Below are 14779 nucleotides of genomic sequence, written 5' to 3'. Positions count from 1 at the left end.
GGGGCTGCTAGAAGTAGACGTATTCGTCGTCAGGTGTCTTGTTCGCCCCGGATGCGATGGCGTCGCACACCGCCTCGTGGGCAAGCGCTGACGACATCAGGACGTCGATCTTCTGGTGCTCGGTTGCTTTGCCGAGGATGTAGCGCTCACCCGGTCGAGCTCGTGTCACCGCGTTGTTCGCGTTGATGCCGGCGTCCTTGTCGCCGTCGTGACGGAACTGGGTGTCCTCGTCGGTGATGTCGGTGCGGAACCGCTCGAGAGAGGCGTGCATTTTCACCACGGACGACGTCTGCCACTTCAGGAACACCTTCTCGCCGTACTTCGCAGCCCACTGATCGATCTCGGTCTCCCACATGTGCGGGTCGCAGTACGCGCGGACGATCTCGAACTCCGACGCGATGTAATCGATGGCCGCGTTCACCTCGGAGCGGGGCACGCGTCCGCCCCATTCCTGCGGCTTCCACAGCGTCTTGCGGTCCTCGAAGTACGTCGGCGTGAACTGGTAGTAGTCCAACGTCTCCAAGCGGATGCCGGTCCAGTCGTTGTTGTCCGAACCGTCGAAACCGAGACAGATACGAGTGCGAGGCTGCATCACGATTGGCGGGTCCGCTTTCCGCATCTCCCACGCACCATCGGGCAGCCAACGGCCCGAGCCAGCGACCACACGATTGCCGAAGAACCGTTCCGCCTGCGCGGGGTCGGTCTTCATCAGCTCGGCGGCTTCCGCCTCGATCGAGTCGAGGTTGACCCACCAGGAACCGGCGTAGACGTACTCGTGGATCTTCCGACGATCCGCCTTCCGCGAGTACCGGAGCAGCTTGCCGTCCCTGTCCCGCAGCACCTCGTCGGGGTTGCGGTAAAAGATGAACACGTCATCCGAACCGGACTCCATGATCTGCTGCGCGTACGAGTTCTGCGACGGATCCGGCGCGTTCGTCGTCGCATGCGTGCGACCACCCATGCCGGCAGCACCACGCCGCTGCGTCTCCGCGACCGCGATCATCCGGTTCGTCTTCGTGTACAGGCCGACCTCGTCCTGCTCCGCATCCGAGATCGGGTTACCGAGCCGCGAGTTCGCGGACGCGGTCACCACGTCGATGCGGTCCAAGTCGTCGTCGCCCGACATGCCCAAGATGCGGATGAAGCCCTCACGGACCGCCAGCATGTTCTTGAGTGGGCCGAGCTTGATCATCGCCCGCAAGGGCCGGTAGATGTTGTCCGCCTGATCCTCGGACGTCGCCGTGATCTGAATGAGCGGGGACGGATGCCGCATGCCCATCGGCTCACCCGCGATGTACGCGTACTCCCAGCCGCAGTCGCAGCCGTTCTCAGCGCACGCATACACCTCGCCGCCCTCAGCCCAGCCCGCGAACACGGACGGGCCAGCAGCCTCAAACGCGACCTGCGCAGCGGACCACGGACCCTTGCCCGTCTTCTGCGGCGCAATGACGAGCGTCTGCCTGTAGACGAACGCCTGATTGAGCACGGGCGGGTCGTCCGGGCCGACGTCGTCAGGGTGGACGAACACTGCATCAGGGCGGATCCGGTAGCGGTTCGCGGTGCACCAGAACTGCCAGTCAGCCAGCGTCATCGGCTTGCCGCGAGTGAACCCATCCGGGACCCGGCAGTGCTGCGTGATCCACGCCTCAGCGATGTCGCCCAGCGTCGGGAAGTCGATGACGAACTCAGCGTCAGTCATTGCTCACAGCTCGCAGACGTCGAACCGGTGCCGGCGCGTCAGTCTGCGCCGTCCGCTTCTGCCGCTTCTCGTTCACCTCGTCCTTGGCGATCGCCCAACCGTTCTCGCGGAGCCCAGCAGGGGTCAGCCCGATCTGATCCGCGAACCGGTGCAGGGAAGCGACCAGCGAGGCCGGCGCTTCCGGGTCTTCCGCACGAACCGCGAGTCGCACGTACTGCGAGACAGCGAGTTGCCGCCACGGTTCAGCAGCCCACGCCGCCCCCTGCGGGAACGACCAGACCAGCGACCACACGTCGAGCTCACGGCGAGACACTTCCGGCAGCGGGCACGGCGGGACATTGCCCCGGTACCCCTCGCGCGGCAGTTCAGAGAACGAGAGTCCTCGAGCCTCAGAACGACCCGAAGTCGGGTCCGGCTGAGGCCCGGAACGATTCCGAGCGCCACCCTTCGTCACAGCGACCATCTCCTATCGGCAGGCATTGCGCGCACCGTGTTGACCCGGTCGGCTTGCCCGATCCGGCGATGTTCTGAACCCTCCGCACCACTGAGCCACCTCCCCGGCGGTCCCTTGTACCATGGCTTGTATCACCCTCCCCCCTGGTGGTTGGCGGGTCATATACCAGATGGCGGGGCTCAGATCAGGTCGCGTGCCAGCCGCCCGGTTGGTTGCGTGCTGTCTCGGTGTCGTGGCACGGCTTGCAAAGGCCGCGTCCGTACTGCGGGTCGTTCGGATTGAGCCCTAGCGCCTCGAGCTCCTTGCGTGAGCGGGGCCAGTGGTCGGCAACTGTCGACTGTGCAAGGTCGCACTCGACGCAGATCGGATCACGAGCGAGTACGGAACGTCGAAAGCGCTGGTGTGCTGCGCTGTTGTAGCCGCGCTGAGCTGCAGTCCCTCGTGCCCTGTCGGCGGTGTGACGGTGGTGTGCGCAGCGGCTGCCCTCTGCTGCGTCGTACAGCTGTGGGCAAGCGGCGACCGAGCAGACGCGCATGCTCATTCGTTCAACCCCAGTCGTCGGGCTGCAGCCAGTCGCGCTTGCGTGGCCGCCTGTCGTCGTCGTCAGCGCAGCGTCGGGCTGCTGCTTCGGATGAGTACCGGGTACCGCATGCCTCGCACTCGGTCACGACTGTGTGTCCTCGTGCTGCTTGTTTAGCTGGTCGGCTTCGATACGCAGCTGGTCGCGCTCTGCGGTGACGGTGGCTAGCTGTTCATGCAGTGTGGCCATCTCGTCGTCGTAGGTAGCGCCGGCCAGCACCCGGTTGATGGAGGCAATCTGGTTGCGGATGCGGGCCTGAAAACGGGCGTCGATGTCAGCGATGCGTTGGGTGAACTCTGTTTCGGTGATGCTCATGCCCACTGCTTCGGTCCCTGTCATTCATCGGCTCTTCGTGGGGTTCGAGTGCGACGCACCGCTGTGCGGTAGTGGTCATCGCTCACCCAAGTTCGCTCGTCAGCGGTTACCTAGGGCGGTGTCTGTTCAGTGCTCGTCGATGGTGCACTCGAAGCGTGTGGCAGAGGCGGCGGGGCTCGAACCTGCAATCGGCGGGTTTGGAATCCGCTGCGTTACCAATTACGCCACGCCCCATCGTGGTTCCGCGCTGAGCTCTGACCCGAACAGATCCCGACGCGGAAGTCAAAGGCTGTTGTTGTCGCGGTTGCAGCCTCCGCGTCCGTGTTCGGCGTTCTTGTCCCACGGCTGGACTCAATGAACTGGTCCCTCAACCAGTTGCGCCTGTCCTGCGCGGTGGTGCGCGCAGGGCATCCTCGCTAGCGAGGACGACATAGAACAGCGAACCGGTGCGGGCAGAGCGGATCGTGATGCCAGAGCATCGTCCCGCAAGCATCCTCACTGGTGCGCTGTTGGGGGCGACTACTCGCGCTAGGATCATCCAACGCACGAGGAGGGCAGCGTGGACTGGGCGGTAGTAGCTACATTCGCTGGCATCGGGGTAACAGCTGCACTTGGTGCTTTCACAACTGCGCGGGAGCAATCTCCGATGCGGCAGCTCGAACGTGTGACCGCGATTTTGAAAGACACGACTGAGTCTACGGCTGGGCGCGAAAGTCTTGAGGCGCTTCGCGACGAGCTGGCGGAGCGAATTCTTAATTCTTACCGAGCGCCACGCGAGAGGTTTGCCCTGTTCTACGTCTGGGCGTCTGCACTCTACGGGATCGGCCTTCTGGTTGCAGGCGTAGTTTGGGTCTTTCGAGCAGTGGGTGAAACGTTCGGTGAGGTCGAATTGCCAATCTGGGTGTTCTTTGCCATTGGTGGCGGACTCATCATTGTCGGCATTTTCCTACTGCGCTCGAGCTTCGAGGCGCTCAGAGATCGGCAGAAGTTCCGTGACAAGTGGCTCAGCGGTCCGAAGCCAAGAACTAGCGAAGCACCCAAGCTCTGAAGCTTGCGTGTGGACATCGATTGGAGCGCCCCGGCAGATTCGAACTGCCGGCCCACGAGTTAGAAGCTCGTTGCTCTTCCGCTGAGCTAGGGGCGCATTGCAATGCCCGCCCGGCTTAATGTCGGGCGGGCATGCGGTGTTACGGACATTCTAGCCCATGAATGAACACCCCCGCTATTCCGGGGTTGTCGGCGTGGCGTTGTTCACTTCGTCGATTGCCGCGTCCATGAGCCGTGTGAGTATCAGCTGTTCGAGTTCATGGCGCGACAATCGTGCGAGAGAGCGTTCAACAACGCTCCGTCCGCCGACGCTCATGGAGTCCACGAGCGCATCCCAGTACACGCGAGTTTCGTGTTCGTACTCGTCTTGAGCGTCCATGTGGTGAGGCTACCCAGAGACTGCGCGGTTCGACATGTCACGCAGACGCTTCCCGCGCCAGAGCTCTCGGAGCTGGTCGGCGTTGACGTAGACCGTGCCGTTGGCGGTGTGGGTGGCGAGTCCGTCGTTCTGGATGTACCGGTTGAGCGTCTGGGGGGTCAGGCGCATTTCGCTAGCCGCCTGTTTCTTCGTCCACCAGACGGTCGCTTCCGGTACGTTCTCGACCCTCATGTGCTGCACAAGCTTGCGCACGTCTGCATCTTTCAGCAGGGCGGTCGTGCTGCCTTCGAATCCGCAGTAGCTGCAGGAGAGGGTGAAGTCCGTCAGCTGTTCGGACTGCCACTCGACTCCCATGGTTTCGTCGTTGCTGCACACGGGGCAGGGGCGGGGGACCACTGGACGCGTGCCCCGTCCGGATCGTGGGAACTTCTTGCGCAGATCCCAGATGATGCTGGCGACGTCCTCGAAGTAGCCGCCTGCGTACTCGTGGCGTTCGATCTTGTCCTGGTGGGTCAGCAGCCACACGGTGACATTCCGAACGAGGATGCCCGCGCCTTCCGGTGTGATGCCGGCGCGGAACCCCTGCGTCTCGTTGACGTTCGACCAGGCGTACGTCGCTGTGACGGGCGGGGCGATGTGGAGAGCTTCAGACCAGTAGCTCACCCAGTTGAGCAACTGCGCGTAGGTGCTGTCGGCCGCATCGACTGCGTCGACTCGAAGTGGTGCTGGCGCTTCCTTGGAAGCTGGGCGGGGCTGGCCGTCGCTGCGCTGAGCGCCGGCCGGGGTGACCAGCGTGCGGACGTATGCGACGAGTCCGGGTGCTTCGTCGAGCCGCTGATGGGCTCGAGCGGCAGAGAGGGACAAGAGAACGGCTGGGTCGATGTCTTCGGTGATGGTGTCGGTCACGGTGCCTCCGTGGGCAGGTCGCGGCGCTCGCCGTATTCTTTGACGAGGCCGATGGTGCAAGTCGGGTGGTGGGAGAGGAACGCGGTGGCGTTCATGGCAGGTTGGCGCTCACCGCGCCCCTGCCTTCCAGCAGGTGCAACCTGCTGTCTCAAAGAGGGCCGCGTTGCACGGGGTGCTGCGGGTGTTCTCGTGGGGTGCGTTCTCGATTGCAAGACGCAGCCGGTCCAACTCGTCGGCGGCAACATCAAGTGCATCTGCGGCAGACCCCAACAGCCAGCCGTTGTCGGCGTTGTAGTTGTTGTCGTTGCACTGTGCAGCTAGTTTCCGCAGCGCGTCGCTGTCCACCGGGTCAGTCACGCTGCCTAACCTCGCTCTCGCTCAAACGCACCGGCAAGTGCAGAGCGGCGCACATCTCCTTGTGCTCCATGAACGCCGTGAACGCCTCCCTACGGGCCTCTTCGTGCCCTTCGGTCCATCCGGACGCCGCGGTGGCCACTCGCCCGCTAGGGCGGCGGTGGAGCAGCACCCAGGCGGTGTACTTCGCGTGCGGTCCAACGAGTACGGTTTCGATTTCGTACCCGTCTCGGCTGAGCAGCAGCGTTGGGATGCGGACGTTGGTTTCTCCGGTCATGTCGGGTTCCCTTCGCGCGGGCTTCATGCGGCGGATTCCCAACCGGTAACGGTCGGGTCGGTGATGCGGGAGTGTGCGCCATCCCAGTCGAGTCGGACGATGCCCGTTTCACCGTGGCGGTTCTTGGCGACGTCGAACGTGATGCTGATGTCGTCGAGCTTCTGCGTCTGCGGGTCTTTCTCGCGGTGCAGCAGGACGACCAAGTCGGCGTCCTGCTCGATCGCGCCGGACTCGCGGAGGTCAGACAGCTTCGGCTGGCCCGACAGTGTCGATTCGCTATTGCGGTTCAGCTGTGACAGCGCGATGACCGGAACGTGCAGGTCACGGGCAAGGATCTTTAGCCCGCGAGAGAACGTCGCGACCACTTCGTGCCGCGGGCTGCCAGCTGGACCTTCCATCAGCTGCAGGTAGTCGACGACGATTCCCGAAAGGCCAGCGTCGTGCTGCACCTGGCGAGCGTGCTGTCGAATCTCAGCGAGCGTGACAGACGAGCGGTCGTCGATCGCCACTCGGGGTGACACCTGCAGGAGGTTGGATCGGATCGTCTGCACGTCGCGGTCATCGAGCAGGCCGTTCTTCATGCGGTAGAGCGTGAGGTTGCTGTTGGCCGCGATGAACCGCTGGTGCAGTTCGTAGCGACCCATCTCGAGCGAGTTGAACGACACGCCTCCGTGGCCGGCGAGGGCCTGCGCGAGGTTCTGAGCGACGACTGTCTTGCCGACACCGGGCCTCGCGCCGAAGACGTATAGAGCGCCGGGGCGAAGTCCGCCGATCATGCGGTTGAGCTTCGGCCATGGCGTCGGCACGAACTGCTGCGCCTCGGTCATGTACTGAACCGTTTCCTCGACGATGTCTTCGAGGTAGGCGACCTTCGCGACGGTCGCGCCCATCGCGTTATCGACGAGCTGGTACACGAGCTCTCGGATCTGCCCCTGGTCGATGTCATCGCCGACTTGCTGCAGGCGCTGGCCAACGCTGGCGAGGCGACGCCGCAGGGCCGCGGTCGCGACTTCCTCGGCGTGCGTGGTGACGACTGCGTGGTACCAGCCGGCTTCGTACGCCTGGTCGATGTAGCGAACGTCCACCTTGGGCAGCATCGTCATGGTGACGTGGTCGACGGGGAGGCCGGTGTCGTGGCGTTGCCGCATGAGGTCGAACAGGTCGCCGTGGCGTCCGTCTTCGAAGTCGCGTCCGGCAAGGGCGATCCGGTCGAAGGCCCTGCCGTTGGTGTGCATGATCGCGCCGATAACGGCGAGCTCTGCTCGTGGGATTTCGGTGTCTTCGTTCATTCGGGTGGGGTGTATTCCTCTCTGCCTTCGTAGGCCGGCCGGCTGGTCTTTGCGAGCTGGTCACGTTGGGCATTCAGGCGTAGCTGGTCGTACTTGTCGCGGAGCTTCGACATCGACAAGATGTTCGATCGCCAGAACGAATCGGTGGTCGCCCAGTCGATTGCGCGCTTGACCTGGTCGACCGTTCGTCCATCGATGTCGATAAGTCGCCGTGCTGCGTCGATGTTGGTTTTGTTCCTCTTGGGTAGCTTCACCTCGTTGCGAGCCAGTGCTGCGTCGAGGTGTTTGAGAAGTTCGAGGACATCGGGTCTGATCGTCGCGTCAGCGACGTAAGACGTAGAAGTAACTTCTTTAGTAAGAGGAACATCGGGCGAATTCGCCCCGTGCATCGGGCGGATCTGCCGGATGCTTTCGGCGGATTCGCCAGATCCATCGGGCAGATTTGCCATTTCGGTGTTTGTGCGGATCGAGAGGGGTAGACCGGTCTGTTCGACCTCTTGTGAAGGCTGCGTCTCCGTGGCGGATTCGCCCGATGCATCTGGCAGATTTGCCATATCGGCGTTTGCAAGGATGCAGCGGTAGGAACGCTTGCGGTCGTACGGCCCTCCCAAGGCGTGATGTGCACCCTCGAGGTAGCCTTCCTTCTCGAGCGCTTCGAGGGCGCGGCGCACCTGATCGGAGCGCAAACCTGTCTCGTCTGCTATCTCGTCGCGGTTGACGCACCACCAACGTTCGCCTTCGCGGTCGTACGCAGATGGGCTGTTGTCGGTAGTGCGGAAGTAGATCCACTGCCAGACAATGGCGAGGTTCGCATTACCCATGCGCTTGATCAGTGCGGGACGAACGGTGATGAAAACTGCCCCGGCCGTATCGGCCAACGGCACCCCGGTCATGGAGCCTCCGTAACCCAGGTCGCGGATATGTCCGCTCGCCGGTTGTGGTGTGGGTCAGCGCCGGGATCGTGATCCCATGGCAGCTGAGTGCCCTTGTCGACGTTGCACTGGTCGCAGAGGGCGCTGAGGTTGTGACGGTGCGAGCACCCGCCCAGAGCAACCGGCACTCGATGATCGAGCGTGAGCACTACGGGGTAGGTGAACCACAGCGTGGTGTTCTGGCCCGCGATGTGCAGGGGCACGGGTCGCGATGCGTCCCCGGTGGATCTGCCGCACTCGGAGCACTGCCAACGTGCTTCGGCGAACATGATTCGCCGCCAGTGCGGGAGGCGTCGCCGACGAGGGAACGCCCCCCAGCAGGTGGCAGGCATCCACGGAAGATCCCAGACGGGCGTGAATCGCTCGAGCGCTGTCCCGGTCATACCTTGACCTGGTCGCGCACCGCCCTCGCGAGCATCGTTGCCACGGCCGGCAGTTGCGTGTTGACGTCTGTGGCGCTGAGCTTCCCGGATTGCGCGTACTTCGCGATTCGGAGGACGTTCTGCAGCTGCAGGAGGATCGGCCAGGAGATGCCGAGCGGGTTGCTCGGGTCCGGGTTCTCGGGTGTCCGAACGGCCATGATGTCGTGCGCGATTCGGTCGACGAGCTCGACTGCCTCTACCAGCTCGTCGAGGTTGTCGGTGGGCAGCTGCGCGGGGATGTGGGGAATGATGTCCCACTGGAAGTCGCCGTTTGCTTCTGTGTGCCCGTACCCGGCTGCTGTGAGCTCGGTCGCTGCGGCCCGTGCGTCGTCGAGCGTCCACGTGCCACCTTCGATGTCGAGCAGGTCATGCATCTGGTAGGACACGGACAGGTGGTCGCGCAGCGCCTCGCGTGCGGGTGCTGAGAGGGCCTGGCTGATGACGATGTGGTGGGTCATTCGGGTTCTCCTGCATCTGCGACGGCGGAACTGGTGGCAGTCGTGGAGTCGTTGGTCAGCACCGCTCGGACTGCCGCTGTTGCGGTGAGCAGGTCGCGTGCGAACTTCTCGAGGGCGTTGAGGCTGTTGAGCGTCGATTCCGCCTCGCCGACACCGGCTGTGACGCGATAAGCGCCGGGGTGGGCCTTCGTGCTGTCGTCCTCGTCGATCACGTCGCATCGGTGGACGTTGATGTCGAACGTGGCGGCAGAGCGACCAGGCGAGGGGGAGCCGGGGAGTGGAATGGCGGCGACGGTCCCGTAGTGGTCGGTGATGTCTCGATCGCGCCCGTTGATCGTGATGACGTCGTTCTCGGAGAGCTCTGCCCAGAAAGGAGCGTCAGCGGCGTTGACGGTCATCGGATGACCGCCCCTCGTCCGTTGAGGACTGCGGCGTAGGCCGACGCTTCCTGGTATGCAGCGGAGAACGCGAGGAAGTCAGATGCGGCGAGCGCCATGTCGTCGGACACTTCTGCGTAGACCGACCACGCGTGGTCCTGTCCGTCGAGTCGTTCGACGTTGACGGTCCAGCCTTCACCACGCTTCTCGTCGGCGTGGTGCAGTTCGGCCAGACCGGTCCGGCCGTCCATGCCGTCGATGTGTTTCGTGTTGTCGCAGCCGAGGATTGGGCACGGCTTGGGCGGGTCCTGCATCAGCCGGACAACCGCCTCCGTGACCTTCCGCATGTAGCTGGTGGTTGGTGCGATCATGCCGTCCTCCACCTTCGCGAGGTAGGCGGTCGATGTGCCTGCCATCGCAGCGACGAGGGGCTGTGACACCCCGTGGCTGGTGCGCAAGGCCTTGAGGGACGCGCCGGCGCGGTTCTGGGTCTTGCTCATGCGGTCACCTCTGAGGTCGCGTCGATCATCATTTCCAGCTCAAGCTGCGCGAGCGGGTCGGAAGCGCGGAGGCCGCGCGTCTGGCGGTAGAACACACGGCTGCTGCTGCGGTAGTGGGACCGCCACCAGCGCTCGGGGAAGCGAGCCCACTCGCCGTTGGGGAGGGCTGCGCAGTCCCGCTCGATCTGTTCGACTTCCGCCGCGGTCGCTCCCTGGTAGATGAAGACGATGAACAGCTTTTCCGAGGGCACTCGGTGGATCTGAAACAGCCAGCGAATGACGTCGCCGTTCTCGTCGACACCAACACGAGCGCTGTTGGCCTTGGCGTCCCGGAACCGAACGCCGTGGTCGGCGTACTTCCGTCGCTGCTGGGCGGTGGGGGCGAACGCGGCCATCAGGCGGTCACCTCCTGCGGTGCGCGGTGGAACGATGCGGCGAACGTGAGGTCGGCCATGTTCGGGGTGATGCTGTCGAGGATGTAGACGCCGACGACGGTGAAGATGAACTGGTAAGAGTCGTCCTCGTCGTCCCACCCCCACTGCCGCCCCGGCTCCGGATCGGTACCGAGGTGGCCCGGGTTGGCGGGGTCGATGATGTCGGCGGTGACCTCGTCGCGGTAGGCCGGGCTTCCGAACGGCCCCTGACGGTGGATGGCGACGTACCTGTCACCGACCTTCGGAGTCCCGCTCGACCCGTAGACCGGGTACGAGTTGACGTAGGCCATGGGGAGCTCGAGGGTGTCGGTGCCGTGCTGCTCGATGACCTGCTGGCCCGTGAGCGGCTGCTGTGCGATGATGGCGGTGTTCATTGCTCTTCCTTCGTGGAGGGTCCGAGGGCCTGTCGTTGCAGCGACGGGCCTTCGCTGTTTGTGGGAGTGGTCAGTGCCAGCGGTTGCGGTACTCGTCGGCTTTGGGGCTGTCGGACTGCTCGGGCTTCCGCGGCTTCGGGCGGCGGCGGTATGTCTGGACCGCGAACAGCAGCCAGACGAGCGCGGCGAGCGCCAGCAGCACGAGCGGGTCGTTGTGCATATCGGGCACGTTCATGGGGTGTCCCTTCGGTGTGGATGTGCAGAAGTGGACGCCAGCACCCGCTGTCACCAAGAACCACCGACGTTTCAGCCGGCACCTCGGGGTCTGACGTCTAGTGCCCGCCGTCGAGTGCCGATCCCGACGTGCCCCCGACAGCCGCAGATGCGGTGCCTCCTGGGGACGGGCTGTGTTCTGTGCGGTCGCTGCCGATCGCGGGACAACTTGAGGGAGCACCCCTGCCGGGGCTGCCTACGGCGCGACGAGGGGTAATGCCGTCCCGTTCACCACAACGGGGCGCGCACACTTGCGGTTCGACCGCCTCTGTTCCTCTGTATGTCGCTCGCTGGCGCATTGGCGCTGGTGCGTCGTCCTGCGAGCTATGTGGGTGTTGCGTGAGCCACGGCGGTTTCGAACCGCTGGCACCGACCTCGTCGGCGTGGCCCTGTGTTGCAGAGCGGGATGGTCAGTCCGGCGACTGGCCGGGGGTGGACTCGCGGTGCTGAGCCAGGTAGGCGTCGAGGTCTTCGACGCGGTAGCCGAGCAGTCGGCCTTGCTTGACGGCGACTGGACCCTTGCGAAGCGAGCGCCAGTTGAGGAGCGTCTTCGGGGCAACGCCGATGTAGTCAGCCGCCTCGTGACTGCGGAGCAGCGCGCTCATGACGCCGCCGCCAGGACATCGACCGTGAAGAGGGAGTCGAGCGGCACGGAGGGAAAGGCGAGCTTCATGCGGGCCATGAACGAGTTGGACGGGGCTGCCTGTCCGGTGCTGACGCGGTACAGGGTGGCTCGGTTGACGCCGATGAAGCGGGCGAACTCTGAGTCGTTCTGCAGCTCGTGAGCCCTTCGCAGCTCGTTGAGCTTGGGCACGTTGAGGACTAGGGTTCCTGCGGGTGTTGCGTTGGTGAAGCGGCTCTGCGCGGCTTTCGGGTTGCTCTGCATGCGAACAAGGTACGTCCGGTTATGCGTCAACGCAACGACATTGCGCGGTGTGTCTACGGCGTGTCGCGCCGCATACCCCATGTTTCCAGCCCAGTTCGGGGGCAAAGATGTTGCGCGCACGCAACACCTGGTGCTACGTTCGCGCCGTGGATATGGACACGACTTGGCCTGAGTACCTGCGCGCGCTGTCGAACAATCAGTCGGCGATCGCGCGAGCCGCAGGGGTGAACACAGGGACGGTGAGCCGCTGGATGAGCGGGCAGAGCCTCCCGAAGGCCGAACAGGTCATCAACGTCGCTCGCCGCTTCGACGAGAGTCCGCTTGCTGCGCTTGTCGCGGCGGGCTACCTCGACGCCGCCGAGATTCCGTCCGGCATGACGATGCCCCGCATGCTGCAGCTCAAGCGGTTCACCGACGTAGAGCTCGCCAAGGAGAGCTACCTGCGCGCCATCGTGCGCAGAGACGGGCCTTGGGACGAGGAATACTTCGCAGCTATGCCGAAGCGCGGCCGGAAGGCTGAGGAAGTGTCGGACGTTCATGCGACCGTTGAAACAGATCAGGACGACGTGACGATTCTCGCTCTGGCAGACCCTGCTGCCGCTGCCGCTGCCGCTGCCGCTGCCGCTGCCGACGTCGCGGACGTTGACGAGGACTTCGATGTTGAGCCGGAAGCCGGCGAGCGCCAGGCGACCTACGGACTTGCAGCGAAGCGGGGTGCGAGGAAGGCGGACGAGCCGCGTGCAGAATGATCCCGACCGCGCCGGTCCGTTATCGCTCACGAGTTGGGGCATGTGTACTACGGGCATTCATGCGACCTCGGTGTGAGCAGCGCGATCGCACGCCAGGCGGACGCATTCGCCGCAACGTTGCTGATCGACCCGCTCGAATATGCGCGCTGCGAGATGTTCAACGCAGACGTCCATTCCATCGCCGATGACCTGTGCGTCACCGTCGACATTGTTAAGGCATTCCGACGCCACGTCCTCAACCGGATAGGCGATAGGACGTATGCTGGTCATAGAAGGGTTGGCTAATGGCACGACCGCCGCTGGTACTTGGCACTTGGGGTGCGATTAGTCGCACCCAGCAGAGCGCGGGGAAGTGGACTGCAAGCGCCAGGTTCCGCGACTTCGATGGCGTGACGCGCAAGGTCGCGCGTCAGGGGTCAACTGGTCGGCGCGCAGAGGATGCTCTGGTGGAGCACCTTCGTGACCGTGTCCGCACCCATGGATCCGACCTGACTTCTGAGAGCAAGGTTTCGGAGCTTGCCTCGCAGTGGGTAGCCGTGCTCGAGAAGCTTGGGCGCGCTCCCTCTACCGTCCAGCAGTACAAGCTGTCCCTCGAAACGAACGTGCTGCCCGCCCTGGGTGGCGTGCGCTTGCGCGAGGCAACAGTCCCCGTCATCGATCGAGTGGTGGAGACGCTGTCAGTGCGGCGCGGGCCGGGGGCTGCGAAGACTGCCCGCGTGGTCCTGAGCGCGATGTTCGCACTTGCCGTTCGCCGTGGCGCTGTCGCCACGAACCCCGTCCGCGAAGCACAGGCGGTCCGCATGGAACGCAAGGAAGTGAAGGTCGTTCCCCTCGCCGAGGTTCGGAGGCTCCGCGTCGATCTGCGAGCTTGGGACGCGGGCCTCGACCACGCACGCCGCCAGCGGACGACCGACCTCGCAGAACCGATCGACATGCTGTTGGGGACGGGCGTCCGCACAGGCGAGCTCGTGGCCCTCAGGTGGACTGACCTTGACTTGGACGTTGCTGTGCCGACCGTCACCATTCAGGCGACTGCCGTGCAACTGGACGGCGTTGGGCTGATCCGGCAGGAACGCCCAAAGTCCGATTCAGGTTTCCGCCGACTGCAGCTGCCGGTGTTCGTGTGGGAGATGCTGGTGCGACGCCGCGAACGGTCCTACTCCGATTGGGTGTTCCCGTCCTCGACAGGCACGCTACGGTCCCCAGCGAACATGCGCCGGCAGTGGCGCGAGTTCAAGCAAGCGAACGACTACCCGGATTGGGTGACGCCCAAGTCGTTCCGCAAGACGGTGGCCACGGCCATCAGAGACGGTGCCGACATCGAGGACGCGGGTGCGCAGCTCGGCCACTCCAACTCTGCAGTCACGCGCAAGTTCTACGCGGCACGTGAGTACCTGGGACCGGACGTGCGGAGCATCCTTGACCAGTTCGGGGAGAGCGCATGAAGCGACTGATCTACGGTTCGTTCGCGGTGCAGGTTGCCGACGATCTTGCGGAGTGGGTGAGCGTGGCCAGCACGGAGTTCGCGTGTGCAGGTCGAGCCATCGCGGTGCCGGTTTCCGGGTTCGACATCAGCGGTGATCCTGAGGAACGTCAGCTCGTCGTCGGAGTTGGCATTCCGTTGGCGATCATGGACGCGGAGCCACACGAAGAAGGCCCCAACACCCTTCGCTGCATCGCGTGGATCCGCGACGAGGTGGAGTCGCTGCAGCAGGAGCTTGCCGGTCCGGACGAGTAGCCGGTGACTACCGCTTACCCGGCGCTTTGCTCGGGATTCTGCGGGATGTCTGGGGTTGCGACGGGACCAGTAAGACAACGTTTGGGCTGGTCAGGGGAACAATAGGGGAGTTAGCGGGAAGTGTCGGGATAGTCCCTCCCTATTCGCCGAGTTGTGGGTTCGAGTCCCACCGGGGGTACGCACCGCGCGGTCGCGCCGCCGCGCCGGTCCGCCGCGCCGCCGCGCCGGTTCGGCGCGCCGCCGAGACTCGGCCAGGCGGACAGTTTCGCGGCCTCCGCACCGCGAAACTGTCCGCGGAGCCGAGACTCGGGCTCCCACGGCCGGTCCGCGCGGGCG

General features: G+C 64.5%; 21 protein-coding genes and 1 tRNA gene. 5 read left to right on the top strand and 17 right to left on the bottom strand.

The features are described 5' to 3' along the window. Window positions 1–7: 7 nt before the first annotated feature. Together ACNQOV_RS08905 and ACNQOV_RS08900 are read right to left on the bottom strand one after the other, a co-directional pair. Window positions 8–1699: a hypothetical protein gene (locus tag ACNQOV_RS08905; RefSeq protein ID WP_416394212.1), complete on the bottom strand. Its 1692-nt coding sequence runs from the start codon at window positions 1697–1699 to the stop codon at window positions 8–10. A 1118-nt stretch (window positions 1700–2817) separates the two neighbouring features. Further along, window positions 2818–3048 carry a hypothetical protein gene (locus ACNQOV_RS08900; RefSeq protein WP_416394211.1) on the bottom strand — a complete coding sequence of 77 codons (231 nt, stop codon included), beginning with the start codon at window positions 3046–3048 and terminating at the stop codon, window positions 2818–2820. A gap of 559 nt (window positions 3049–3607) precedes the next feature. On the opposite strand from ACNQOV_RS08900, the gene ACNQOV_RS08895 reads away from it, so the two are divergent. Continuing rightward, window positions 3608–4096 (top strand): hypothetical protein, encoded by a 489-nt coding sequence (locus ACNQOV_RS08895; RefSeq protein ID WP_416394210.1) that lies wholly within the window; start codon window positions 3608–3610, stop codon window positions 4094–4096. Between the two features lie 21 nt (window positions 4097–4117). Here ACNQOV_RS08895 and ACNQOV_RS08890 read toward each other — a convergent pair. The 15 genes from ACNQOV_RS08890 to ACNQOV_RS08820 form a co-directional block, all read right to left on the bottom strand. Further along, a tRNA-Arg gene (locus ACNQOV_RS08890) sits at window positions 4118–4192 on the bottom strand. Between the two features lie 78 nt (window positions 4193–4270). Then, on the bottom strand, window positions 4271–4474 hold the full coding sequence (locus ACNQOV_RS08885) for a hypothetical protein (RefSeq protein ID WP_416394209.1): 204 nt from the start codon (window positions 4472–4474) through the stop codon (window positions 4271–4273). 9 nt (window positions 4475–4483) lie between these two features. After that, complete coding sequence (locus ACNQOV_RS08880; protein WP_416394207.1) at window positions 4484–5380, bottom strand: hypothetical protein; 897 nt, start codon at window positions 5378–5380, stop codon at window positions 4484–4486. Window positions 5381–5488: 108 nt separating this feature from the next. Beyond that, complete coding sequence (locus tag ACNQOV_RS08875) at window positions 5489–5737, bottom strand: hypothetical protein (protein WP_416394205.1); 249 nt, start codon at window positions 5735–5737, stop codon at window positions 5489–5491. A gap of 297 nt (window positions 5738–6034) precedes the next feature. Next, window positions 6035–7300: a replicative DNA helicase gene (locus ACNQOV_RS08870; protein WP_416394203.1), complete on the bottom strand. Its 1266-nt coding sequence runs from the start codon at window positions 7298–7300 to the stop codon at window positions 6035–6037. Continuing rightward, a complete protein-coding gene (locus tag ACNQOV_RS08865; protein WP_416394202.1) occupies window positions 7297–8193 on the bottom strand; it encodes a hypothetical protein in 897 nt (298 codons plus the stop codon). Before ACNQOV_RS08865 ends, ACNQOV_RS08870 begins: the two co-directional genes overlap by 4 nt. Beyond that, window positions 8190–8501, bottom strand: coding sequence for an HNH endonuclease (locus ACNQOV_RS08860; protein ID WP_416394200.1), 312 nt, complete (start codon window positions 8499–8501; stop codon window positions 8190–8192). The genes ACNQOV_RS08865 and ACNQOV_RS08860 overlap by 4 nt, the downstream gene beginning before the upstream one ends. Before the next feature lie 110 nt (window positions 8502–8611). After that, a complete protein-coding gene (locus tag ACNQOV_RS08855; protein ID WP_416394199.1) occupies window positions 8612–9112 on the bottom strand; it encodes a hypothetical protein in 501 nt (166 codons plus the stop codon). Continuing rightward, complete coding sequence (locus ACNQOV_RS08850) at window positions 9109–9510, bottom strand: hypothetical protein (protein ID WP_416394198.1); 402 nt, start codon at window positions 9508–9510, stop codon at window positions 9109–9111. The genes ACNQOV_RS08855 and ACNQOV_RS08850 overlap by 4 nt, the downstream gene beginning before the upstream one ends. Further along, window positions 9507–9989, bottom strand: a complete 483-nt coding sequence (locus ACNQOV_RS08845) for a helix-turn-helix domain-containing protein (RefSeq protein ID WP_416394195.1) — start codon at window positions 9987–9989, stop codon at window positions 9507–9509. The genes ACNQOV_RS08850 and ACNQOV_RS08845 overlap by 4 nt, the downstream gene beginning before the upstream one ends. After that, entirely contained in the window at window positions 9986–10384 is a 399-nt protein-coding gene (locus ACNQOV_RS08840; RefSeq protein ID WP_416394194.1) for a hypothetical protein, read from the bottom strand. Before ACNQOV_RS08840 ends, ACNQOV_RS08845 begins: the two co-directional genes overlap by 4 nt. Further along, on the bottom strand, window positions 10384–10797 hold the full coding sequence (locus ACNQOV_RS08835) for a hypothetical protein (RefSeq protein ID WP_416394193.1): 414 nt from the start codon (window positions 10795–10797) through the stop codon (window positions 10384–10386). Before ACNQOV_RS08835 ends, ACNQOV_RS08840 begins: the two co-directional genes overlap by 1 nt. Window positions 10798–10867: 70 nt before the next feature. After that, window positions 10868–11032 carry a hypothetical protein gene (locus ACNQOV_RS08830; protein ID WP_416394192.1) on the bottom strand — a complete coding sequence of 55 codons (165 nt, stop codon included), beginning with the start codon at window positions 11030–11032 and terminating at the stop codon, window positions 10868–10870. 448 nt (window positions 11033–11480) lie between these two features. Beyond that, complete coding sequence (locus ACNQOV_RS08825) at window positions 11481–11675, bottom strand: helix-turn-helix domain-containing protein (protein ID WP_416394190.1); 195 nt, start codon at window positions 11673–11675, stop codon at window positions 11481–11483. Next, a complete protein-coding gene (locus ACNQOV_RS08820; protein ID WP_416394188.1) occupies window positions 11672–11956 on the bottom strand; it encodes a hypothetical protein in 285 nt (94 codons plus the stop codon). The genes ACNQOV_RS08825 and ACNQOV_RS08820 overlap by 4 nt, the downstream gene beginning before the upstream one ends. Window positions 11957–12108: 152 nt before the next feature. On the opposite strand from ACNQOV_RS08820, the gene ACNQOV_RS08815 reads away from it, so the two are divergent. The 4 genes from ACNQOV_RS08815 (at window position 12109) to ACNQOV_RS08800 (ending at window position 14443) form a co-directional block, all read left to right on the top strand. Beyond that, complete coding sequence (locus ACNQOV_RS08815; RefSeq protein ID WP_416394283.1) at window positions 12109–12705, top strand: helix-turn-helix domain-containing protein; 597 nt, start codon at window positions 12109–12111, stop codon at window positions 12703–12705. A gap of 21 nt (window positions 12706–12726) precedes the next feature. Beyond that, window positions 12727–12990, top strand: coding sequence for an ImmA/IrrE family metallo-endopeptidase (locus ACNQOV_RS08810; protein ID WP_416394282.1), 264 nt, complete (start codon window positions 12727–12729; stop codon window positions 12988–12990). A gap of 161 nt (window positions 12991–13151) precedes the next feature. Further along, window positions 13152–14150 carry a tyrosine-type recombinase/integrase gene (locus ACNQOV_RS08805; RefSeq protein WP_416394185.1) on the top strand — a complete coding sequence of 333 codons (999 nt, stop codon included), beginning with the start codon at window positions 13152–13154 and terminating at the stop codon, window positions 14148–14150. Then, window positions 14147–14443: a hypothetical protein gene (locus tag ACNQOV_RS08800; RefSeq protein ID WP_416394184.1), complete on the top strand. Its 297-nt coding sequence runs from the start codon at window positions 14147–14149 to the stop codon at window positions 14441–14443. Before ACNQOV_RS08805 ends, ACNQOV_RS08800 begins: the two co-directional genes overlap by 4 nt. Window positions 14444–14779: the final 336 nt, after the last annotated feature.

This window comes from Curtobacterium sp. LFS084 (genome assembly GCF_047977705.1).
In the GTDB taxonomy this organism is placed as follows: domain Bacteria; phylum Actinomycetota; class Actinomycetes; order Actinomycetales; family Microbacteriaceae; genus Curtobacterium.
This window is presented reverse-complemented; position numbering and strand designations above follow the sequence as displayed.

Excerpts from the sequence above, each read along its gene's own strand:
- ACNQOV_RS08905 (WP_416394212.1), bottom strand. The coding sequence starts at position 1,699 with ATGACTGACGCTGAGTTCGTCATCGACTTCCCGACGCTGGGCGACATC.
- ACNQOV_RS08900 (WP_416394211.1), bottom strand. The coding sequence starts at position 3,048 with ATGAGCATCACCGAAACAGAGTTCACCCAACGCATCGCTGACATCGAC.
- ACNQOV_RS08885 (WP_416394209.1), bottom strand. The coding sequence starts at position 4,474 with ATGGACGCTCAAGACGAGTACGAACACGAAACTCGCGTGTACTGGGAT.
- ACNQOV_RS08870 (WP_416394203.1), bottom strand. The coding sequence starts at position 7,300 with ATGAACGAAGACACCGAAATCCCACGAGCAGAGCTCGCCGTTATCGGC.
- ACNQOV_RS08865 (WP_416394202.1), bottom strand. The coding sequence starts at position 8,193 with ATGACCGGGGTGCCGTTGGCCGATACGGCCGGGGCAGTTTTCATCACC.
- ACNQOV_RS08860 (WP_416394200.1), bottom strand. The coding sequence starts at position 8,501 with ATGTTCGCCGAAGCACGTTGGCAGTGCTCCGAGTGCGGCAGATCCACC.
- ACNQOV_RS08855 (WP_416394199.1), bottom strand. The coding sequence starts at position 9,112 with ATGACCCACCACATCGTCATCAGCCAGGCCCTCTCAGCACCCGCACGC.
- ACNQOV_RS08850 (WP_416394198.1), bottom strand. The coding sequence starts at position 9,510 with ATGACCGTCAACGCCGCTGACGCTCCTTTCTGGGCAGAGCTCTCCGAG.
- ACNQOV_RS08845 (WP_416394195.1), bottom strand. The coding sequence starts at position 9,989 with ATGAGCAAGACCCAGAACCGCGCCGGCGCGTCCCTCAAGGCCTTGCGC.
- ACNQOV_RS08840 (WP_416394194.1), bottom strand. The coding sequence starts at position 10,384 with ATGGCCGCGTTCGCCCCCACCGCCCAGCAGCGACGGAAGTACGCCGAC.
- ACNQOV_RS08835 (WP_416394193.1), bottom strand. The coding sequence starts at position 10,797 with ATGAACACCGCCATCATCGCACAGCAGCCGCTCACGGGCCAGCAGGTC.
- ACNQOV_RS08830 (WP_416394192.1), bottom strand. The coding sequence starts at position 11,032 with ATGAACGTGCCCGATATGCACAACGACCCGCTCGTGCTGCTGGCGCTC.
- ACNQOV_RS08825 (WP_416394190.1), bottom strand. The coding sequence starts at position 11,675 with ATGAGCGCGCTGCTCCGCAGTCACGAGGCGGCTGACTACATCGGCGTT.
- ACNQOV_RS08820 (WP_416394188.1), bottom strand. The coding sequence starts at position 11,956 with ATGCAGAGCAACCCGAAAGCCGCGCAGAGCCGCTTCACCAACGCAACA.
- ACNQOV_RS08815 (WP_416394283.1), top strand. The coding sequence starts at position 12,109 with ATGGACACGACTTGGCCTGAGTACCTGCGCGCGCTGTCGAACAATCAG.
- ACNQOV_RS08800 (WP_416394184.1), top strand. The coding sequence starts at position 14,147 with ATGAAGCGACTGATCTACGGTTCGTTCGCGGTGCAGGTTGCCGACGAT.